The sequence below is a fragment of the Kribbella sp. NPDC050124 genome, from assembly GCF_044460355.1.
Lineage (GTDB): Bacteria > Actinomycetota > Actinomycetes > Propionibacteriales > Kribbellaceae > Kribbella.
The window spans coordinates 51,694-71,770 of record NZ_JBITJU010000019.1 but is presented as its reverse complement, the minus strand read 5'-3'; the positions used below and the strand labels follow the sequence as shown (position 1 = coordinate 71,770).

Sequence of the window (20,077 nt, the reverse complement as noted above, 5' to 3'; positions counted from 1 at the left end):
CCTGCACTAGTGCGCTTCCCTCACCTGTTGGATTCCGTCGGTAGTGCGCTTCACGGTGTACGTGTACAGCGTACGTGCACTAGTTCGACGAGAGGAACCACGATGACGAAGAGCGTTCTGATCTCCGGCGGCGGGATCGCCGGACCGGCCCTGGCGTACTGGCTGCGGCGGCACGGGTTCACCCCGACGATCGTCGAGCTCGCACCGGCACCGCGACCCGGCGGGCAGACCGTCGACATCCGCGGGATCTCCAAGGAGGTCGCCGAGCGGATGGGCCTGATGCCGGCGATCAAGCGCGCGCAATTGCACGAGCGCGGCCTCGCGTACGTCCGGGCCAACGGCCGCACCGCCGCCGCGATGCCGGTCGAACTGCTCGACGGCGCGGGAGCGATCGCGGACATCGAGATCCTCCGCGGCGACCTGGCCGGCATCCTGCACGACGCGACCATCGACGACATCGAGTACCTGTACGGCGATTCGATCGCGGCGCTGGAGCAGGACACGACCGGTGTCGACGTGACCTTCAGAAGCGGCGTGCGGCGACGGTTCGATCTGGTGGTCGGTGCGGACGGCGTGCACTCCCGGGTCCGGAAGCTGGCCTTCGGACCGGAGGATGAGTTCGTCCACCACCTCGGCGGCTACACGTCGTACTTCACCGTCGAGTCACCCGAGCCGCTGAACCACTGGATGAAGATCCACTCCGCACCCGGCGGTCGCTGGGTCGGGCTCCGGCCGGACCACGACGAGCGGTACGCCAAGGCCCTGCTGAGCTTCCGCTCCCCCGTGATCGACTACGATCGGCACGATGTCGGCGCACTGAAAGCCCTGCTCACACAGCGATTCACCGGTCTCGGCTGGCACACCGACCACATCCTCGCCGCGCTCGACGATGCAGATGACTTCTATTTCGACAGCACCAGCCGGGTCGTCGTGCCGGAGTGGTCACGCGGCCGCGTCGTCCTCGTCGGTGATGCCGGGTACTGCGGTTCGCCGCTGGCCGGCCACGGCACCGCACTGTCCCTGGTCGGCGCGTACGTCCTGGCCGGCGAGTTGGCCGCTGCGGAAGGCGATCACGTCCGGGCGTTCCCGTCGTACCAGGCCGAAATGCAGGCGTACGTCGACCAGCGGATGGAGCTCCCGCCGGGCGGGATCAAGATGGCGATGCCGCTGTCCGCGCTGGGCATCCGGTTCCGCGACGCCTCGACCCGGCTGATGACGTCACGGCTCTTCGCGCCGGCGCTGGCGAAGCTGGCGGCCGCCGTACCGGACAAGATCGAGCTGAAGGACTATTCAGTCGAGCGGGGAGACCCAGTCGGGATTGCGGCCGAGGAGGCCGAGTAGCTGGTCGAAGTCGGACGCGTCGCCGGGGACCTTGACGCTGCGCTCGAAGGCGGCGCCGGGGCCCCGGACCGCGTCGGTGTCCGGGATCTTGCGGGCCAGCGCGAACGCCTGCTCGACCAGGTCCGGCGGCGGGTCGTACGGGACGTCGATCGCCTTGGCCAGGTCCCAGGCGTGGATGACGCAGTCGAGCAGGTGGAAGGTCAGCGCGATCCGGCGCGGGTACGAGCCGTACTCGCGGACCTCCATCAGCCGGTCCAGTGCGCCGCCGTCGGCGAACGCGTCCGCGATCCGGGCGTTGGACCGCCGGTAGGCGCCGGACGGGTGGTCGCCGAGCCGGCCGCCGTTCCAGGACTGCACCGTGGCCGACCCGTTCAGGGCCGCGGCGGCGAAGCCCTCGTTCTCGCTGACGATGTGACGAAGCAGGCCACGGACGGTCCAGTCCGGGCAGGGGGTCGGGAACCACAGGTGCTCGGGGCGCACCTGCATCACCACTTCCCCGAGTACCGCACCGGCCCTACGATCCAGATCGCGGATGTCCATCCGTGCTCCTCCCGTCGGCGCCCCCCGGCTGAGCATAGGCGGGTTCGGGCGTTTCGGCAGCGCCCTTCCCCCAGCACAAGGGACATCCCGCACCGCGACGGCCCGTGAGATGATGCGGCGATGGGCTTCCAGATCGCCAACGTGCCGGACGCCGACCGCGTCCTCGACGAGTACCCGTTCGCTGTCGTGCTCGGGATGATGCTGGACCAGCAATACGGGATGGAGCACGCCTTCCGCGGCGGCTGGAAGGTGCTCAGCCGGTTCGGCACCCTCGACCCGGCGGCGATCGCCGCCGCCGACCCGGAGGAGTTCAAGGAGCTGTGCTCGCAGCCCCCGGCGATCCACCGGTTCCCCGGCTCGATGGCGGCCCGGCTGCAGGAGCTCGCCGCGCTGGTCGAGTCCCGGTACGACGGTGACGTGACGCGGCTGTGGACCGAGCCGACGACCGGCAAGGAGCTGCTCAAGCGCGTGCAGGAGCTGCCGGGATTCGGCAAGCAGAAGGCGCAGATCTTCGTGGCGCTGCTGGCCAAGCAGCTCGGCGTCCGGCCCGAGGGCTGGGAGGCCGTCGCCGGCGACTACGCGCTCGACGGGTACCGCTCGGTCGCGGACGTCGTGGACGCGGACTCGCTACTGAAGGTCCGCGAGTACAAGCAGGCGAAGAAGGCCGCTGCGAAGGCGTCCGCGGGCTGATCACCGGTTCGGGACTCGGGTCCGCCAGAGCAGGTAGACGAAGTACGGCGCTCCGATCAGCGCGGTCAGCAGGCCGGCCGGGATCTGCGCCGGGGCCAGCAGGGTGCGGCCGAGGCTGTCCGAGACGCTGACCAGGATTGCGCCGAGCAACGCCGCGACCGGCAGGATGCGGGCGTGCCGGCCGCCGACCAGCGCCCGCGCCGCGTGCGGCGCGACCAGTCCGACGAACCCGACCACACCGATAGCGGACACGGCCGCCGCCGTCAGCAGGGCCGCGCACAGCAGCGCGGTCAGCCGCTGACGCTCGAGCCGCACGCCGAGGATCCGCGGTACGTCGTCATCTAGCGCCAGCAGATCCAGCTCGCGCCGGGAATGCACGATCAGCGGCGTGAGGACCAGCAGCGCGATCGCGACCGGCGCCACCTGCGGCAACGTCCGCCCGTAGGTGCTGCCGGACAGCCAGGTCATCGCCATGCTGAGGTTCCACGGGTCCGTGGCGACGATCAGCAGCGTGATGATCGCGGTCGCCCCCGACGACACCCCGACCCCGATCAGCACGAGCCGGTCGGAGCTCAGACCGCCCCGCCACGACACCGCGTAAACCAGCGCGAAGGTACCCAGCGCAGCCGCCGCGGCCACGCCCGACAGTAGCCAGATGCTTGCTGCTGGCAACAGCACCAGTGTGATCACGGCGCCGACACCGGCGCCACCGGTGATACCGAGAATGCCCGGCTCGGCCAACGGATTCCGGCACACCGCCTGGACCGTCGTACCCGCGATCGCGAGGGCCGCACCACACAGTACGGCGGACACCACCCGCGGGAACCGCTGATCGAGAACGTAGGTGATCGCCCGCCCGGACCGGCCGTTGATCCAGTTCAGGACGTCGCCCGTGCGCAGGAACGCGTCACCGGCCAGCATCGCCAGGACCCCGGCCACGAACAGCAACACCACGAGCACAACAGTGACGATCCAGAACGTCCGCCGACTGCGCAGCCCCGAGCTCGCACCACCCGGCGTCCGGCTCGGGCCCGAGTCCCGGTACCGCCGCGCCAGCCACACCAGCACGACCGCGCCGACCATCATCGTCATCACACCGGTCGGGATCTCCACCCCGGCCTGGCCACCGAGCAATGCCCGGAGTACGACGTCCGCGCTGAGCACAACCAAGACGCCGGCCAGCCCACTCAGCGGGAGCAGGACCCGGTGCCGCAGCAAGCCCGGCACGAGCGGAGCGATCAGCCGGACCAGCACCGGCGCGACCAACCCGACGAAACCGATCGGTCCGGCAACCGTCACCGCCGCGGCCGACAACAGGACCGTGACCAGGGTGATCAGCACGCGCACCCGTCGTACGTGCACCCCGAGCACCGAGGCGGTGTCGTCGCCGAGCGCGAGGATGTCGAGCTTCGGTGCCAACAGCAACGAGGCGACGATGCCGGCCAGCACGACCGGGGTCATCTGGCCGACCGCGTTGAGGTCCGTCTGGACCAGCGTGCCCGCTCCCCAGGCGAACGTGCCGACCGTCTCCTCGCGATACAGGAGCAGGAGCAGCGTGGTGACCCCGGCCAGTGCCATCGCGACGGCGGAGCCGGCCAGGATCAGCCGGGTCGGCCCGGACGAGCCGCCGGCAGACAAGGCGAGGACCAGGACGGCCGCCGCCAGCCCGCCGAGGAAGGCGACTCCCCCGGCGGGCAGCACCGGCAACGAAACCCCGAACGCGGCCACGACCACGACCGCGAGATAGGCCCCGGCGTTGACCCCCAACGTGTCCGGCGAGGCGAGTGGGTTCCGGGCCAGCGACTGGAGGCCGGCGCCGGCGAAACCGAGCGCGACCCCGACCAGCACACCGGCCAGCAGCCGGGGCAGGCGGGACGCGATCAGCACGTTCGCCGAGTTGTCCGTGCCCTGGCCGACCAGCAACCGGAGCAGGTCGCCGGCGTTCACCGACGACGTGCCCTGGGTGAGGTGCACAGCAGCCAGCAGTACGGCGACGGCAGTGGCGATCACGAAGACGGTCGCCACCCGGAGCCGCCGTACCGGCTGCTGCAGCGCCTCGGGGACCTGGAGATCAGGCCCCGGGGCGGTCGTCTGGATCAAGACGTGACTGCCTGGACGGCCGCGTCGATGAACTGCTGGGTGGACTTGGGCCCGCCGAACATCCAGATGCCGTCCGGCAGCCGGTGCACGTCGTTGCTCTTCACGAACGGCAGGTTCTTCCAGATCGCGTTCTTGGCCAGGTCGCCGCCGAACACGTCGCCGCCGTCGGCGGTGTTGGCGATGTAGAGGAAGTTGCCGTCCGGCAGCTTGGTCAGGCCCTCGAGGTCGGTCTGGGCCAGGCCGTAGTCCTTGTCACCGGCGCCGGTCCAGCCGTTCTTCAGGCCGAGCTCGGTGGTCACCGCGCCGAGCAGCGAGCCGGTGGTGTACATCCGGATCGAGATCGTGCTGCCCTGCTTCCAGCCGTCGGCCATGGTGAAGTTCTCGCCGGCCTTGCCCGCGTCGGCGATCTTCTGCTTGCCGTCGGCAACCGCCTTGTCGAAGTCGGCGTTGAGCTGCCCGGCCTGGTCGACCTTGCCGACCGCGCTGCCGATCAGCTCCAGGTTGGTCTTCATCTGCGGGATCGCGTTGGCCGCGTCCGCGCCGCGGATCACCAGCACCGGGGCGATCTTCTCGAACTGGGTGATCGAGTTCGCCGACTCGTCGGTGGTGGTGATGATCAGGTCCGGGCTGAGCGCGGCGATCGCGTCGACGCTGGACTCGCCGCGGGTGCCGACGTCCTGGACCGAGGCGTCGAGCTTCTCCGCGGTGACCCACGCGGTGTAGCCCTTCACGTCGGCGACACCGGCCGGCATCACGCCGAGCGTGATCAGGTTCTCGATCGCGCCCCACTCGAGGCCGACCACCTTGGTGGCGGGTGCCTTCAGGTCGAGCTTCTTGCCGCGTGCGTCGGTGACCGAGACCGGCTCGGCCGTGGTCTGCGCACCGGCGTCGGTGGTGGCGGGCTCGCTCGTCCCACACGCCGTCAGCGCGAACAGGGCAGTGGCCAGCAGAGCAGTGGTTCTCTTCATCTTTTGACCTTCAGATAGTCGTCACGCGGCGGGAGTGCTTGCCGATGGGGCGGGTGCTGACTAGGCCGGTGGCCGGGTCGGTGCCGACTTCGATGCGGATGCCGTAGGTCTCGGACAGCGCATCGGCCTCGAGCACCTCCTCCGGCGTACCGGTCGCACGAACCCGCCCCTGATCGAGCAGTGCGATCCGGTCCGCGACGGCGGCGGCCTGGTTCAGGTCGTGCAGTACGACGCCGACCGCGACCCCGTGCGCGTCCGCGAGCTCGCGCATCAGGTCGAGGATCTCGATCTGGTAGCGCAGGTCGAGGAACGTGGTCGGTTCGTCGAGCAGCAGGACGCCGGTGTCCTGGGCCAGACAGGTCGCGAGCCACACGCGCTGCAGCTCGCCGCCGGACAGCTCGTCGACCGCCCGGTCCGCCATCGCGGTCACCCCTGTGACCGCCATCGCGTGGTCGATGGCCCGCTTGCCGTCCGGATCGTCGGTCCGCCAGCGCCCGCGATGCGGGTGCCGGCCGTACCCGACGACGTCGCGCACGCTCACACCGTTGGGAGTCGGCCGCGACTGCGACAGCAAGGTGACCTTGCGGGCGAACTCCTTCGCGGACAGGTCGAGCGCGTCCCCGCCGTCCGGGAAGGTGATCCGGCCGCCGTCGGGGTGATGCAGCCGGGCCAGGGCACGCAGCAGCGTCGACTTCCCGCTGCCGTTCGGGCCGACCAGAGCAGTGACACTGGCCGCCTCGATGCGCAGCGACGCATCGTCGACCACCAGCTTGCCGTGGTAGCCGAGGCGCAGGTCGTCCCCAGCCAGCCCCACCTTCTCCTGCATGGAGGAGAGGATAGCCTTACCTAACTGAACTGTCAGCTTTGCGTTCAGTGCCCGGACGGGTTCACAGCGTGAGCGCGAGCCGGGTGGCCTGATCGATCGCACGCTTGGCGTCGAGCTCGGCGGCGACGTCGGCGCCACCGATCAGGTGGACCGGACGCCCGGTGTCGCGGAGCACGTCCGCGAGGTCGCGGACCGGCTCCTGGCCGGCGCAGACGACGATCGTCTCGACATCCAAAACCCTTGCATCCTTGCGATCCGGCCCGAACGTCAGGTGCAGACCGGCGTCGTCGATGCGCTCGTAGTTGACGCCCCGCAACTGCTCGACCTGCTTGTTCTTCAAGACCGCGCGGTGCACCCAGCCAGTGGTCTTGCCGAGGCCGGCGCCGATCTTCCTGGGCTTGCGCTGCAGCAGGTAGACCTGCCGGGGTGACGGCTCGGGTCGCGGCTTGGTGAGCGCGCCGGGTGCGACTGTCGGATCAGTCACACCCCACTCCGCCTTCCACGCCGCGATGTCGAGAGCAGGCGACGACTCGGTGGTCAGGAACTCACTCACGTCCACACCGATCCCACCCGCTCCGATCACGGCGACGCTCGCTCCGACCGGCTTGCGGTCGCGGACGACATCGACGTACGAGAGGACCTTCGGGTGGGCGATGCCGGGGATGGCCGGGACGCGCGGAACGACTCCGGTGGCCAGCACGATCTCGTCGAAGCCGGCCAGGTCGTCGGCGGTCGCGCGGCGGCCGAGGTGCAGTTTGACGCCGGTCAGCTCGAGCCGGCGCCGGTAGTACCGGATCGTCTCGGCGAACTCCTCCTTGCCAGGGATCCGCTGCGCGATCCCGAACTGCCCGCCGATCTCGTCGGCGGCCTCGAACAGTTCCACCGAGTGCCCCCGCTCGGCCGCCGTCACCGCCGCGGCCAGCCCGGCCGGTCCGGCCCCGACGACCGCGATGTTCTTCGTACGGCGCGTGGGCAGCAACTGGAGCTCGGTCTCCCGGGCCGCCCTCGGGTTGACCATGCAGCTCGCCTTGCGCTTGGCGAAGACATGGTCCAGGCAGGCCTGGTTGCAGGCGATGCAGACGTTGATCTCGTCGGCCCGGTCGGTGGTTGCCTTGAGCACCCAGTCCGGGTCGGCCAGGAACGGCCGGGCCATACTGACCAGGTCGGCGTCGCCGCGGGCCAGCACCTCCTCGGCGACCTGCGGCAGGTTGATCCGGTTGGACGTCACGACCGGGATGCGCACGTGCGGCTTGAAGGCCGCGGTCACCGACGTGAAGGCGGCCCGCGGCACCGAGGTCACGATGGTCGGCACCCGGGCCTCGTGCCAGCCGATGCCGGTGTTGATCATCGACGCGCCGGCCGCCTCGATCTCCTGGCCCAGCGCAACAACCTCGTCCCAGCTCTGGCCGCCCTCGACCAGGTCGGCCATCGACAGCCGGTAGATGATCACGAAGTCGGCGCCGACGCGTTCCCGGGTCCGGCGGACGATCTCGACCGCGATCCGGCGCCGGTTCTCGGGGCTGCCGCCCCACCGGTCGGTCCGGTGGTTGGTGCGCTCGGACAGGAACTGGTTGATGAAGTAGCCCTCGGACCCCATGATCTCGACCCCGTCGTACCCGGCATCACGGGCGTAGGCCGCGCAGTCGACGTACGCCTTGATCTGTTTCTGGACGCCGCGGTCGGTCAGGGCACGGGGTTTGAACGGGTTGATCGGGGCTTTGATCGCGGAGGCGGAGACACTGAAGGGGTGGTACGCGTACCTGCCGGCGTGCAGGATCTGCAGCGCGATCCGGCCGCCCTCCGCGTGCACCGCGTCGGTGACGATCCGGTGCCTGCGGGCTTGCCGGCGGCTGGTGAGCTTGGAGCCGAAGGGAGTGAGCCAGCCGGTTCGGTTCGGTGCGTAGCCGCCGGTCACCATCAGGCCGACCCCGCCGCGCGCCCGCTCGGCGAAGTACGCGGCCAGCTTCGGCAGGTCCTTCGCCCGGTCCTCCAGACCGGTGTGCATCGACCCCATGATCACCCGGTTCGGCAACACGACATGCCCGAGATCAAGCGGCTCGAGCAAGTGTGGATAGGCACTCATGAGTTGTCCTTCCGGAGGGCGTCGATCACTTCGTCGCACCAGTCGACGAACGACTCCTCGGCGCGGATGCCGCCGCGGAGAACCAGGTACTGATGCAGGTCGCGGCCGTTCAGAGTGGCCGGCTTCGGGAAGTCGCGCTGCTGGATCCCGCGATAGACCTCGAGCCGGGTCGCATGCTCGGCCCGGTGCCGCTCGACCTCACGCAGCACCACACCGGGATCGCCGTACGACGCCCCGCGCAACTTCACGCCGAGTCCGTCCCGCAGGATGGCGGGGTCCTCGGGCTCGGCCAGCCAGCGCGCCAACTCAGCCTTCCCGGCCGCGGAGATCCGGTACACCTTCTTGTCCGGGCGGCCGTCCTGCGCGATCTCGGTGTGCCGGACCCAGCCTGCTTCGTCCATCCGGCGCAGCACCCGGTAGATCTGCTGATGGGTGGCCGGCCAGAAGTACCCGATCGACCGGTCGAACCGCCGGGTCAGCTCGTAACCGGACCCAGCCCGCTCGGTCAACGAGACCAGAATCGCGTGCTCCAACGCCATGCCTCGCACCATACCTATGCAACTGGTTGCACTGCACCTGAGTGCAACTGGAATCACAGTCCGGCGGTGGTTGTTGTTTTGAAAGAATGGTTGCAGACGCCATCTATCGCGGGATCGAGGAACCATGGACCAGCAGGCCCACCCGACCAGGACGACGTTGCCCGGGATCGGCACCCGGTACGACCTGATCACCGAAGGCGGCAAGCACGTCTCGGTGGTCGTGCACAACGACGGCCGGCGGTTCCTCGGGTTCCACGATCCCGATGACGACGACAACTGCAAGGACTCGGTCCCGCTGGATCCCGGTGAGGCGGCGGCACTGTCCGCGTTGCTGATCCCGGCGCCGATCGACCCGGTCCGCAACGAGATCGAGATCGACCTGATCACCGAGCACATCCCGATCACGGCCAAGTCGCCGTACTCGGGCCGGACGCTGGGCGACACCCAGGCCCGCAGCCGGACCGGCGCCTCCATCGTCGCGGTGCTGCGCCGGACCGGCGCGACCCCGTCGCCGACGCCGGACTTCCGGTTCGCGACCGGCGACACCCTGGTCGTGGTCGGCACCCGCGAGGGCGTCGACGCGGTGTACGACCTGATCGCGGGTGGGTGAGATGCACGAGAACATCACCGCCCTGCTGATCGAGCTGGGCGCGGTCATCCTTGCCCTCGGCATCCTCGGCCGGATCGCGTCCCGGTTCGGGTTCTCACCGATCCCGCTCTACCTGCTCGCCGGCCTGGCCTTCGGCCACGGCGGGCTGCTGCCGTTGGCGGCCAGCGAGGAGTTCGTTGCCACCGGCGCCGAGATCGGCGTCATCCTGCTGCTGTTGCTGCTCGGACTCGAGTACACCGCGTCGGACCTGGTCGGCACGCTGAAGACGCAGTACGTCTCGGGCGCCGTGGACTTCCTGCTCAACGCATTGCCGGGCGCAGCCGTCGCGCTACTGCTCGGCTGGGGCCCGGTCGCCGCGGTCGCGCTGGCCGGTGTCACCTGGATCTCGTCGTCAGGCGTGATCGCCAAGGTGCTCGGCGACTTCGGCCGGCTCGGCAACCGGGAGACCCCGGTGGTGCTGGGCATCCTGGTGCTCGAGGACCTGTCGATGGCGGTCTACCTGCCGATCCTGACCGCGCTGCTCGCCGGTGTCGGGCTCGCGGGTGGCAGCATCACTCTGCTGATCTCGCTCGGCACGGTCAGCGTCGTCCTGTTCGTTGCCTTGCGCTACGGACGGGTGATCAGCCGGGCGGTCTCGTCGGACAACCCCGAGATGCTGCTGCTCGTCGTACTCGGGCTGACGTTGCTCGTCGCGGGCATCGCACAGCAGCTGCAGGTGTCGGCGGCTGTCGGTGCCTTCCTGGTCGGGATCGCGTTGTCGGGTGAGGTCGCGCACGGCGCGCGGAATCTGCTCAGTCCGCTGCGAGACTTGTTCGCCACGGTGTTCTTCGTGTTCTTCGGATTGAGCACGGATCCGCGGGCGATCCCGCCGGTGCTCGCGACCGCACTCGGGCTCGCGCTGCTGACCACGCTGACCAAGGTCGCCACCGGTTGGTTCGCCGCCCGCCGCGCCGGCGTGGGGACGGCCGGTCGCTGGCGAGCCGGCGGCACACTGGTCGCGCGCGGCGAGTTCTCGATCGTCATCGCCGGTCTGGCCGTCGGTGTCGAACCACGGCTCGGTCCGCTGGCGACGGCGTACGTGCTGATCCTGGTCGTCCTCGGCCCGATCGCCGCCCGCTACACCGAACCGATCGCCCGCCGTCTCACCACCCGCAGGCAGCCCGCGCCCACCGAACGCCTCGAGGAACCCGCCAGCACCTGACCCACCCCGCCCACCCCCGCCCCCGCTCCCCCTCCCGCTCGTTGGCTGACCCACCACAAGGTGGGTCAGCACCCCGGAACCCGGTAGGCGAACCCACGCTCTCGTGGGTCAGCCAACCAGAGGGTTCGCGGGCGAGGGGGTCAGCGGGCGCGGGGGTTCGCGGGCGAGGGGTTAGCGGGCGCGGAGGTCTTGGGCTGCTTGGGTGACGGTTTGCTCGATGCGGCGCGCACGAGTCTCGGGTCGCTTCGCGAGGGTGATCCACTCGAGGATCGCCCGGCGGGCGGACGGCGGGAAAGCGCGGAAGTGCTGGTCGGCTTGCGCGTTCGCGGCCAGCGCCGCGGCGAGGTCGTCCGGGACGATCAGGTTCTGCGCGTCCGCGAGCAGGTCCCAGGTACCGGTGCGCTTGGCCAGGTCGATCAGCTCCTGACCCGGCGGCTGCATCCGGCCCGCCGCGGTCAGGCGCTCGACCCGGTCGCGGTTGACCTTGCTCCAGGTGCTGCGCGAGTTCCGCGGCGTGAAGCACTGGTACGTCGTCCGGTCGTCGCGCTTCACGGTCTTGCTGTCGATCCACCCGAAGCACAGCGCGTTCTCGACCGCCTCGGCCAGGTTCGGGCCGGCCGCATCGCGGTGCACGACCAGCCAGACCGAGCGCTCGGTCCGCCCGTTCGCGGCCAACCAGGCCCGCCACTCGTCAGCGGTCAGTTCCAACGCGTCCACATCAGTGCTCATACCTGACAGCATGCGCCAGATAAGTGCTCAACCAATGAGCACTTTCTGACCGCGTTCGAGGTCCAGCAGGGCTTGCTTGCGCTCGAGTCCGCCGCCGTACCCGGTCAGGCTGCCGGTCGAGCCGACGACGCGATGGCAAGGGACGATGATGCTGATCGGGTTCTTGCCGTTGGCGAGCCCGACCGCGCGGGATGCCCCCGGGACCAGGCCGAGGGTTCGGGCGAGGTCGCCGTACGTCGTCGTCTCGCCGTACGGGATGTCCTGGAGCGCCGTCCAGACGCGCTGCTGGAAGGGTGTGCCGGCCAGGTGCAGTGGTACGTCGAACGTCGTCCGGCCGTGCTCGAAGTACTCGGCCAGTTGCTCGGCGACCGCGGGCAGCACCGAGTCGTCGCGGTGGCCGAAGGTCTCCATCGCCGGGCGGTGCCGGTGCTGCTCCATGTAGACGCCGGCGAGTTTGTCCTCGACCTCGACCAACATGAGCGGGCCGAGCGGACTGTCCGTCAGCGCATAGGTCACCGCGTCGCCTCCCACTGCGCGCGGTCGATCCGGTAGAAGACGTGCCGCTGCAGCCGATGGCCGTCGGGCAGCCGCGGGTGGTCGAAGTCGCCGGACTCCTCGTGCGTCATGCCGATCCGCTGCATCACCCGCTGGGACGGCAGGTTCGTGGTGGCGGTGAACGAGACGATCTCCTCCATCCCGGCCGGACCGAACCCGTGCGCCAGCGCCGCCCGGGCCGCCTCGGTCGCATAACCGTTGCCCCAGGCCTCTTTCGCGAGTCGCCAGCCGATCTCGACCGCGGGCATGAAGTGCGCCTCGAAGCTCGGCACCGACAACCCGGTGAAGCCGATGAACCTGCCGGTCTCGCGCACCTCGAGGGCCCACAGACCCCAGCCGCGTTCGTCGATCACGGGGATGTTCCGATCGATCAGGGCGTCGCTCACTTCCCGGGACTGGAGCGACGGGAAGTGCTCCATCACCGCCGGGTCGGCGTTCAGCGCGGCGAACGGCTCGCGGTCGGACTCGCGCCATTGGCGCAGCAGCAGGCGGTCGGTGGTCAGCTCGGTCATTCTCACTCCGCGGGTATCTTGTTGATCGCGTGGTCTCCGGTGGCCCACAGGTACTGCACCGCGTAGGCACGCCAGGGCCGCCACGCGAACGCGTGGGCGGTCAGGGGTTTGGGGGCCTCGGGCAAGCCTAGATCACGAGCCGCGTACCGGATACCCAAATCACTGGCGACGAAGGCGTCCGGGTCGCCGAGCGCCCGCATCGCGATCGACTCGACCGTCCACGGCCCGATCCCGGGCAGCGCGCTCAACTGCTCGCGTGCCTTGTCCCAGTCGGCGCCGGCCCCGAGGTCGATCTCCCCCGCGGCCAACGTCCCGATCAAGGTCATCAGCGTCGTACGGCGGGACTTCGGAAACGCCAGCGTCTCCGGATCGAGCCCGGCCAGCGCCTCCATGGTCGGGAACAGATGCGTGAGCCCACCGGCCGCGTCGTCGATCGGCTCCCCGTGTTGCAACACCAGTCGATGCGCATGCGTCCGCGCTGCCGCGGTCGACACCTGCTGCCCGAGCACAGCCCGTACGGCGAACTCCTCGCCGTCGACCGTGTGTGGAACCCGGCGACCCGGCGCCTTCGCGATCAACGGCGCGAGCACCGGATCGCTGCTGAGCAGATCGTCGACCGCGATCGGGTCGGCGTCGAGGTCGAGCATCCGGCGGCAGCGGCTGATCGCGATCGCGAGGTCACGCTGGTCGGTGAGGGACAGTTGGCAGGCGATGTGGTCGGGCATCGGCTTCAACGCGACCACACCATGGCCGTGCGGGAGCCGCAGCGTGCGCCGGTAGTGCCCGTCGCGCCACTCCTCCACTCCCGGCACACCAGTTGCGATCAAGTGGCCGAACAGGTTGTCAGGTGTCAGCGGGGCGCGGAACGGGAGCCGCAGCGAGATCGTGCCCGGTGCGGAGGTCGCCGTACCCTTCCTGGCCCTTCGGCGCAGCTCGGTCGGCGGGAGGGCAAAGACCTCCTGGACCGTCTCGTTGAAGTTCCGCACGCTGGAGAACCCGGCGGCGAAAGCGACGTCCGCCATCTGCAGCTCGCTGGTCTCGATCAGCAGGCGCGCGGTCTGTGCCCGTTGAGCCCTCGCGAGCGCGAGCGGACCGGCGCCGAGCTCAGCCTGCAGTTGTCGCTGCACCTGGCGCACGCTGTAGCCAAGCTGGCCGGCAAGCCCTGGTACGCCGTCGCGGTCGACGACGCCGTCCGCGATCAACCGCATCGCACGGGCGACGAGATCGGCGCGGTCGTTCCACTCCGGTGAACCCGGGCTGGCATCCGGGCGGCAGCGCTTGCAGGCGCGGAAACCGGCCTGTTGCGCGGCGGCGGCGCTCGGGTAGAACCGCATGTTCTCCACCTTCGGCGGCGCCACCGGGCAACTCGGCCGGCAGTAGATCTTCGTCGTCAGCACCGCGGTGAAGAACCACCCGTCGAACCGCGCGTCCTTCGACTGGACCGCGCGGATGCACCGCTCTCTGCACTCGTACACGCTCTCCAGCATCCCTGCTGCCACCGACAGTCTCTAGCGGTTTTGCGACATGGAGGTATCGCGGGAAAACGACGCCAGGATCCGGGGTCGTTTTCTCGCCAGAGTCCGCCTGCTGCTCCGGGTGAACTGGATGACATGAACGAACTGACTGGCAAGAAGGCACTCGTGACCGGCGGCAGCCGTGGGATCGGCGCGGCGACCGCGATCGCCCTCGCCGAGCGCGGCGCGGATGTCGCGCTCACCTACAACAGCTCTCCGGACGCGGCCACGAAGGTGGTGAAGGAGATCGAGGCGCTCGGTCGGCGCGCCTACGCGTTGCCGGTGGACGCGGCTGATGCAAGCGCAGTCGCGGACGGCGTTGCGCAGGCCGCGGAACGACTGGGTGGTCTCGACATCCTGGTCAGCAACGCCGGCGTCGGCGCGATCGGTCCGATGACCGACTTCACTCTGGAGGACGTCGATCGGGTGCTCGCGGTGAACATCCGCGGTGTCTACGCCGCCGCGCAGGCAGCCGCACCGAAGCTGTCGGACGGCGGTCGGCTGATCCACCTCGGCAGCTGCGCCGCGGGCCGTGTCACCAGCCCCGGCATGACCCTGTACGCGATGAGCAAGGCCGCGCTGGTCGGCCTGAGCAAAGGGCTGGCCCGTGAGTTCGGGGGACGCGGTATCACGTCGAACGTCGTACAGCCCGGCCCGATCGACACCGACATGAACCCGGCGGACGGCCCGTTCGCCGAGGCCCAGATCGCCGACCTGGCCCTCGACCGCTTCGGCACCACCACCGAGGTCGCCGCCGCGATCACCTACCTGGCCGGCCCGCACGCGGCCTACCTCACCGGCACCGAACTGACCATCGACGGCGGCCACACCGCCTGAGAGTTGTCGGTACCGATGGCTAACGTCGTCGGCATGCGCTACTCGGTGACGGTTGGTGCGGTCGGACCTGGACGTGACCCGCGCGGGCTCGCCGAGCTCGCGCGGGCAGCCGAGGACTCCGGCTGGGACGCGATGTTCCTCGAGGACTACCTCGTCTACCAGGGCGACACCACGCAGCCGACGTACGACCCGTGGATCTGCCTGGCGGCGATGGCGATGGCCACGTCGCGGATCAGGATCGGTACGACGGTGACACCACTGCCTCGGCGGCGGCCTTGGAAGGTCGCGGCCGAGGCAGTGGCGTTGGACCACCTGTCGAACGGGCGGTTCGTCCTCGGTGTCGGCATCGGGGATCCCGGCGACCCGTTCCTGGGCGACGGCGACCCGAAGGTGCTGGCCGAGCTGCTCGACGAGGGGCTCGAGGTGATCGACGGACTGTGGACCGGCGAGCCGTTCAGCTTCGCCGGGAAGCACTATCACCTCGACCACGTTCAGCTGACGGCTCGACCGGTGCAGACACCACGCATCCCCATCTGGGTCGGCGGGAACATGCTGGTTCCCGCCGTACGGCGCCGGATCCTGCGCTGGGACGGGAGTTGCGCCTACAAGGGGCCGACCGACGCGTCGCAGCAGATCACGCCGGACGACGTCCGGGCGTTGCTCGCCGAGCGTGACGGATCCTTCGACGTGAAGGTCAGCGGTGGTGACCCTGCGGAGTTCGCGGTGGCGGGGGCGACCTGATGGGGACGGTGGATGGCGCCGGCGTCGGCGGCGGAGACTGTCGCGATCATCAGGCAGGGGCCGCCGAGGCGTTGACAGCGGGCGGGGCGGGAGGGAGACTGCGGATGTTTTTAACGTTCAAAACATCTGTGGGAGGTTGCGGTGGCTACGTTGAAGCAGGTCGCCGCCCACGCCGAGGTGTCGGTGCAGACGGTGTCGAACGCCTTGAACGCACCCCATCGCCTCCGGCCCGACACGCTCGAACGAGTGAATCGCTCGATCGAGCTGCTCAACTACCGGCCCAATCGTAATGCCCGCAGCCTGCGCACCAGCGCGGTCGAGCTGATCGGCTACTGCGTCCCGAGCTGGCCGAACCAGACCCACCTGGTGATGGACCAGTTCCTGCACGCGCTCTGCGCCGCGGCGGAGACGAGCGGCCGGCACATCCTGCTGTTCACCGCCCCCGCAGCCGTCGACGGCATGCCCGTGTACGACGACCTGCACGCCCGTCGTCTGGTCGACGGGTTCGTGCTCTCGCAGACGGAGACACACGACCCGCGGCACGGCTGGCTGAAGGACAAGCAGATCCCGTTCGTGTCCTTCGGCCGCGTGTGGAAGCAGACCACCCAGCCCGGACCGTGGGTCGACGTCGACGGCGCCGCCGGGTCCGCGCTGGCTGTGCAGCACCTGTACGACGGCGGCCGCCGCCGGATCGCGTTCCTCAGCTGGCCGAAGTCGTCCGGCCTGGCCGAGGACCGCTTGACCGGCTGGCGCAACCGCTGCAAGAAGCTCGGGCTGACTACCGCCGGGCTGGCGGCTCGCTGCACCGAGGACAGCATCGACGAAGGCGCCCGAGCCACCGCCGAGCTGCTGGACAGCGACCATCCGCCGGACGGAATCGTTGCCCTGAGCGACATTCTCGCGCTCGGCGCGCACCGCGAGCTGAGCGACCGTGGCCTGACCCCGGGCGTCGACGTCGGCGTCACCGGCTTCGACGACTCCCCCCTCGCCTCGGTCGTCTCCCCCGGCCTGACCAGCCTCCGGCAACCGATGGACCAGATCGCCGCCGAGCTGATCGCCATTCTCACCAAGACCCCGAGTCTCACCGGCACGCCGAACGGCATGCCGACCGAACGCCTGCTGCAACCCGAACTGGTGATCAGGGGTAGTTCAGCCCCTGGCTGATTGCGGTGCACGCGCGCCGCGAGAAGGAGGACCCGCCATGTCTCCCCGCCCAACCGTCAGACGCAGCACAGCGCCACCGCGCCGGGCCCGGCGTACGGCCGGCGTCACGCTGCTTGCCGCCGCCACGATCCTGGCCGGCACCGCCTCCGCCACCGCCGGCTCGCCCCCGTCCCAGGGCAGCGCCGGACCAACTGTCCAACCATCAGAGCTCTCCGAGACGACCCGGCTGGCCGACCGGCGGTCACTGGTCGTCGGCGACCGCGCCTACGCGATGGGCGACGAGACCGGCCTGTACCCCGCCGCCGGGTGGCACATCCGCGGTGAGATGGGCGGCTTCTGGACCCAGCCGATCAAGCTCCTCGACGGCCTGTGGTTCGGCCTCGACGGCGCCTGGCTCGGCAAGGACGTGGCCGCGCAGAAGTACACCAGCGGCCACGGCTACAGCCGCATCGACTACACCGGCGACGTCAGCGTCCGCCGTACCGACTTCGTCCCGGACGGCATCCGGGCGACGCTGGTCGGCCTGACACTGGAGTCCGGTACGGCGAAGACGGTCAAGCTCGACGTGGACGCGCACTCCGAGCTGATGGCGTCGTACCCGTGGGGCTGGACGACCCCGAGCGCTGCCGCCGCCAACCTGCCGGACACGGGCGCCTACGCGGACGGCTCGCTGCGGTTCCGTGAGCAGGGCACGCCGTCGTACCCGAACGCGACCGAGCACGACTACGCCGCGTTCGTCGGATCGTCCCTGCGTCCGACGAGCCACGCCCTCAGCCCGAACAACCGTGGCCCGCAGGACCCAGCAGTGATCTGCCCGGCCGACGGTACGACGCCCGCACGCTGCGACGACTCGCTGGTCGGCAAGGGCACCGGCGGCCGGCTCACATACGACGTGAAGTTGGCGGCGGGTGAATCGAAGACCATCTGGTTCGCCGTGGCCGGGTCGGACGACGGTACGTCGGCGGCGCAACGCGAGTACCGTCGTGCCCTGAGCAGCCCGGATGCGTTGCTCAAGGCAAAGATCCGGGACCGCAAGGAGATCGACAGTCTGTCCGCGGTGGACCTGCCTGGTGACCGGCTACTGCAGCAGAGTGTCGAGTGGAGCAAGCAGAACCTCGCCGACTCCGTGCAGGAGGCACGCAACCTGCGCATCCGGGACGTCAACGAGGGCAGGGACTACCCGGCACCGGTGGGCACCGTCGAGGCGGCGCGCTGGTTCGGCGCGGGCTTCCCGGACTACCCGTGGCTCTTCGCGACCGATGGTGAGTACATGGCGTTCGCCGCGGTCGCGGCAGGCCAGTTCGACACCGTGAAGGAGCACCTGCGCGCGCTGCGGGACATCAGCGACATCCTGAACAACCGCAGCGGCAAGGTCGCGCACGAAGTGGTCCCGACCGGTGACGTGTACTTCGGCTCGAACCAGAGCGCGGGCAACACCGACGAGACGGTGAAGTTCCCGAGCGCGGTCGCGCTGCTGTGGCGGTGGACCGGTGACGACAGGTTCCGCGACTCGATGTACGACTTCAGCGTCCGTAACCTGCAGTACGTCTACCGTGAGCTGGACAAGGACAACGACGGCTGGCCGGAGGGCCTCGCGAACGTCGAGCGAGCCGGCATGGGTGTCGAGAAGCTCGACAGCACCGTCTACCTCGCCCGCGGTCTGCGCGACCTCGCCGACCTGGCCGCTTCCAAGCGCGACACCACGGTCCAGCAGTGGGCGACCGCCCGCGCGAACGACCTCGAGTCCCGCTTCGAGGCGCAGTGGTGGGTCCCGCAGGCGATGGGGTACGCCGACTCGGTCGACGACCCCGCGAATCCGGCCAACGACAACACACCGATCTTCCAGCGGCACTGGATCGGTGTCACTCCGATGGAGGCCGTCCTGACCCGGCCCGGTCAGCCGGCGTCCCCGCTGGCGTCGGCCGAGCACGGACAGATCGCGCTCGAGCAGCGCGAGAGGCCTTGTTTCACAGGGGAGTTCGGCCTGTACCACACCGGCACCGGACCGACCTCCGACCCGGCCGGCAATCCTGGACCGTCGTGTGACCCGATCGTCTCGCAGGTGAGGAGCGAGCGGGCGATGTTCGGCCTGAACACCTCGATCATGGCTGTTGCTGAGGGCAACTTCGGTCGGCTGGGCCAGGACCAGCAGCAGGTCTACACGACCGGCAACGCGCGCATCCAGCTCGACCCGTCGGTCTGGGAGACGCCGGGCGCGATGCCGGAGATCGCACCGTCGCCCGACTCGCCGGCGAACATCGGCCGGCCGTTCTACGACCGCTCGATGGCACTCCAGGCGTGGGGCGCGTACGGCATCCTGTGGCCGGTCGTGCACCAGCAACTCGGTGTCGCGCCGGATCTCGGGCACGGCAAGGTCGCGGTGATTCCGCAGCTGCCGGAGGGCCAGCAGAAGGTGGCCGGTAGCAACATCCGGCTCGGTCGCGGGTCTGTCGATGTGTCCGCACGCCTTGCAGGTAAGGAATTGCGGACCGATGTGACGGTCAAGGGGGTCGGCGCGAAGTTCACGATCGGCGCCGTACTGCCAGCCGGTGCGACCGTCAAGAGTGTCACGCTGGACGGCAGCTCGGCGTCGTACCAGCTCGTCACCACGACGCGTGGGGTGGAGGTGCACGTTGCGGCGCGCGGTTCGTCCTCGGCGCTGAAGATCACACTCAATTGATTGAACTCCGGGCTCCCTGACTCAGGCCCCGGACCGCCGGCCGGCGCACATCCGTTCTGTGCGCCGGCCGGCTTGTGTCGTGGGTTAACGGCACCGGCCGGTACCGGTGAAGCACAAGGAAGCGGGGCCCCTCCGAGTATGAGTCGGAGGGGCCCCGCAATAGCTGAAGGAAGGTGACGTCTCCAGCCTCCCGAACGAATCCGTGGGGCCGGCAGACCCCGTCACCGGTCTACCTCGGTGGGGATCCCCACCGCCTGGGTCCTCGGTTTCCGCTCGACCCGCCGCTCAGATCAGAAGCGGCGTGTCGACATTTTTACCGCTGTCGCAGGGGGCCGCACAACCCTTTCCTGCCGAGAGATTTCGTCAAATCGCCACCTGGCGCGTGTCATCCACAGTGATACCGGAACCATCCACAGGTAACCCCCGACTTATACACACCCCCTGTGT

18 protein-coding genes are annotated in these 20,077 nt (G+C 69.6%); 8 read left to right on the top strand and 10 right to left on the bottom strand.

Annotated features, from left to right (window positions below; genetic code table 11):
• Positions 1-102 precede the first annotated feature (102 nt).
• Positions 103-1,341 carry an FAD-dependent monooxygenase gene (locus tag ACIBL3_RS33310; RefSeq protein ID WP_396357768.1) on the top strand — a complete coding sequence of 413 codons (1,239 nt, stop codon included), beginning with the start codon at positions 103-105 and terminating at the stop codon, positions 1,339-1,341.
• Here the strand turns inward: ACIBL3_RS33310 and ACIBL3_RS33305 are convergent.
• Positions 1,291-1,881: a TIGR03086 family metal-binding protein gene (locus ACIBL3_RS33305; RefSeq protein WP_396357767.1), complete on the bottom strand. Its 591-nt coding sequence runs from the start codon at positions 1,879-1,881 to the stop codon at positions 1,291-1,293. The genes ACIBL3_RS33310 and ACIBL3_RS33305 overlap by 51 nt on opposite strands.
• 120 nt (positions 1,882-2,001) lie before the next feature.
• On the opposite strand from ACIBL3_RS33305, the gene ACIBL3_RS33300 reads away from it, so the two are divergent.
• Positions 2,002-2,571: an HhH-GPD-type base excision DNA repair protein gene (locus ACIBL3_RS33300; protein ID WP_396357765.1), complete on the top strand. Its 570-nt coding sequence runs from the start codon at positions 2,002-2,004 to the stop codon at positions 2,569-2,571.
• Here ACIBL3_RS33300 and ACIBL3_RS33295 read toward each other — a convergent pair whose 3' ends face one another.
• The 5 genes from ACIBL3_RS33295 to ACIBL3_RS33275 form a co-directional block, all read right to left on the bottom strand.
• Positions 2,572-4,671, bottom strand: coding sequence for an iron ABC transporter permease (locus ACIBL3_RS33295; protein WP_396357764.1), 2,100 nt, complete (start codon positions 4,669-4,671; stop codon positions 2,572-2,574). It lies immediately after the preceding gene.
• The gene (locus ACIBL3_RS33290; RefSeq protein WP_396357763.1) at positions 4,668-5,639 is read right to left on the bottom strand and encodes an ABC transporter substrate-binding protein; all 972 of its coding nucleotides are present in this window, start codon (positions 5,637-5,639) and stop codon (positions 4,668-4,670) included. Before ACIBL3_RS33290 ends, ACIBL3_RS33295 begins: the two co-directional genes overlap by 4 nt.
• A gap of 10 nt (positions 5,640-5,649) precedes the next feature.
• On the bottom strand, positions 5,650-6,465 hold the full coding sequence (locus tag ACIBL3_RS33285) for an ABC transporter ATP-binding protein (protein ID WP_396357762.1): 816 nt from the start codon (positions 6,463-6,465) through the stop codon (positions 5,650-5,652).
• A gap of 61 nt (positions 6,466-6,526) precedes the next feature.
• Positions 6,527-8,548 (bottom strand): FAD-dependent oxidoreductase, encoded by a 2,022-nt coding sequence (locus tag ACIBL3_RS33280; RefSeq protein ID WP_396357761.1) that lies wholly within the window; start codon positions 8,546-8,548, stop codon positions 6,527-6,529.
• Positions 8,545-9,087 carry a PadR family transcriptional regulator gene (locus tag ACIBL3_RS33275; RefSeq protein ID WP_396357760.1) on the bottom strand — a complete coding sequence of 181 codons (543 nt, stop codon included), beginning with the start codon at positions 9,085-9,087 and terminating at the stop codon, positions 8,545-8,547. The genes ACIBL3_RS33280 and ACIBL3_RS33275 overlap by 4 nt, the downstream gene beginning before the upstream one ends.
• 124 nt (positions 9,088-9,211) lie before the next feature.
• Here ACIBL3_RS33275 and ACIBL3_RS33270 point away from each other — a divergent pair, with 124 nt between their 5' ends.
• On the top strand, positions 9,212-9,697 hold the full coding sequence (locus tag ACIBL3_RS33270; protein WP_396357759.1) for a cation:proton antiporter regulatory subunit: 486 nt from the start codon (positions 9,212-9,214) through the stop codon (positions 9,695-9,697).
• 1 nt (position 9,698) lies between these two features.
• Positions 9,699-10,898, top strand: coding sequence for a cation:proton antiporter (locus ACIBL3_RS33265; RefSeq protein ID WP_396357758.1), 1,200 nt, complete (start codon positions 9,699-9,701; stop codon positions 10,896-10,898).
• 171 nt (positions 10,899-11,069) lie between these two features.
• Here ACIBL3_RS33265 and ACIBL3_RS33260 read toward each other — a convergent pair whose 3' ends face one another.
• The 4 genes from ACIBL3_RS33260 to ACIBL3_RS33245 are packed head-to-tail and all read right to left on the bottom strand — an operon-like array spanning position 11,070 to position 14,193.
• Positions 11,070-11,627, bottom strand: a complete 558-nt coding sequence (locus tag ACIBL3_RS33260) for a YdeI family protein (RefSeq protein ID WP_396357757.1) — start codon at positions 11,625-11,627, stop codon at positions 11,070-11,072.
• A 27-nt stretch (positions 11,628-11,654) separates the two neighbouring features.
• Entirely contained in the window at positions 11,655-12,143 is a 489-nt protein-coding gene (locus ACIBL3_RS33255) for a methylated-DNA--[protein]-cysteine S-methyltransferase (protein WP_396357756.1), read from the bottom strand.
• Positions 12,140-12,694 (bottom strand): GNAT family N-acetyltransferase, encoded by a 555-nt coding sequence (locus ACIBL3_RS33250; protein ID WP_396357755.1) that lies wholly within the window; start codon positions 12,692-12,694, stop codon positions 12,140-12,142. Before ACIBL3_RS33250 ends, ACIBL3_RS33255 begins: the two co-directional genes overlap by 4 nt.
• 2 nt (positions 12,695-12,696) lie before the next feature.
• Entirely contained in the window at positions 12,697-14,193 is a 1,497-nt protein-coding gene (locus ACIBL3_RS33245; RefSeq protein ID WP_396357753.1) for an AlkA N-terminal domain-containing protein, read from the bottom strand.
• A gap of 111 nt (positions 14,194-14,304) precedes the next feature.
• Between ACIBL3_RS33245 and ACIBL3_RS33240 the strand changes: the two genes are divergently transcribed.
• The 4 genes from ACIBL3_RS33240 (at position 14,305) to ACIBL3_RS33225 (ending at position 19,630) form a co-directional block, all read left to right on the top strand.
• Positions 14,305-15,045, top strand: coding sequence for an SDR family NAD(P)-dependent oxidoreductase (locus ACIBL3_RS33240; protein ID WP_396357752.1), 741 nt, complete (start codon positions 14,305-14,307; stop codon positions 15,043-15,045).
• A 33-nt stretch (positions 15,046-15,078) separates the two neighbouring features.
• Positions 15,079-15,786: an LLM class flavin-dependent oxidoreductase gene (locus ACIBL3_RS33235; protein ID WP_396357751.1), complete on the top strand. Its 708-nt coding sequence runs from the start codon at positions 15,079-15,081 to the stop codon at positions 15,784-15,786.
• A gap of 141 nt (positions 15,787-15,927) precedes the next feature.
• On the top strand, positions 15,928-16,950 hold the full coding sequence (locus tag ACIBL3_RS33230) for a LacI family DNA-binding transcriptional regulator (protein WP_396357750.1): 1,023 nt from the start codon (positions 15,928-15,930) through the stop codon (positions 16,948-16,950).
• Positions 16,951-16,987: 37 nt separating this feature from the next.
• A complete protein-coding gene (locus ACIBL3_RS33225; protein ID WP_396357749.1) occupies positions 16,988-19,630 on the top strand; it encodes a glycogen debranching protein in 2,643 nt (880 codons plus the stop codon).
• The last annotated feature ends 447 nt before the right edge of the window (positions 19,631-20,077 follow it).

What these genes read in the sequence shown, in the direction of transcription:
- ACIBL3_RS33305 (WP_396357767.1), bottom strand. Translation starts at nt 1,881, where the DNA reads ATGGACATCCGCGATCTGGATCGTAGGGCCGGTGCGGTACTCGGGGAA.
- ACIBL3_RS33285 (WP_396357762.1), bottom strand. Translation starts at nt 6,465, where the DNA reads ATGCAGGAGAAGGTGGGGCTGGCTGGGGACGACCTGCGCCTCGGCTAC.
- ACIBL3_RS33290 (WP_396357763.1), bottom strand. Translation starts at nt 5,639, where the DNA reads ATGAAGAGAACCACTGCTCTGCTGGCCACTGCCCTGTTCGCGCTGACG.
- ACIBL3_RS33225 (WP_396357749.1), top strand. Translation starts at nt 16,988, where the DNA reads ATGTCTCCCCGCCCAACCGTCAGACGCAGCACAGCGCCACCGCGCCGG.
- ACIBL3_RS33300 (WP_396357765.1), top strand. Translation starts at nt 2,002, where the DNA reads ATGGGCTTCCAGATCGCCAACGTGCCGGACGCCGACCGCGTCCTCGAC.
- ACIBL3_RS33270 (WP_396357759.1), top strand. Translation starts at nt 9,212, where the DNA reads ATGGACCAGCAGGCCCACCCGACCAGGACGACGTTGCCCGGGATCGGC.
- ACIBL3_RS33280 (WP_396357761.1), bottom strand. Translation starts at nt 8,548, where the DNA reads ATGAGTGCCTATCCACACTTGCTCGAGCCGCTTGATCTCGGGCATGTC.
- ACIBL3_RS33240 (WP_396357752.1), top strand. Translation starts at nt 14,305, where the DNA reads ATGAACGAACTGACTGGCAAGAAGGCACTCGTGACCGGCGGCAGCCGT.
- ACIBL3_RS33265 (WP_396357758.1), top strand. Translation starts at nt 9,699, where the DNA reads ATGCACGAGAACATCACCGCCCTGCTGATCGAGCTGGGCGCGGTCATC.
- ACIBL3_RS33260 (WP_396357757.1), bottom strand. Translation starts at nt 11,627, where the DNA reads ATGAGCACTGATGTGGACGCGTTGGAACTGACCGCTGACGAGTGGCGG.
- ACIBL3_RS33235 (WP_396357751.1), top strand. Translation starts at nt 15,079, where the DNA reads ATGCGCTACTCGGTGACGGTTGGTGCGGTCGGACCTGGACGTGACCCG.
- ACIBL3_RS33275 (WP_396357760.1), bottom strand. Translation starts at nt 9,087, where the DNA reads ATGGCGTTGGAGCACGCGATTCTGGTCTCGTTGACCGAGCGGGCTGGG.
- ACIBL3_RS33250 (WP_396357755.1), bottom strand. Translation starts at nt 12,694, where the DNA reads ATGACCGAGCTGACCACCGACCGCCTGCTGCTGCGCCAATGGCGCGAG.
- ACIBL3_RS33310 (WP_396357768.1), top strand. Translation starts at nt 103, where the DNA reads ATGACGAAGAGCGTTCTGATCTCCGGCGGCGGGATCGCCGGACCGGCC.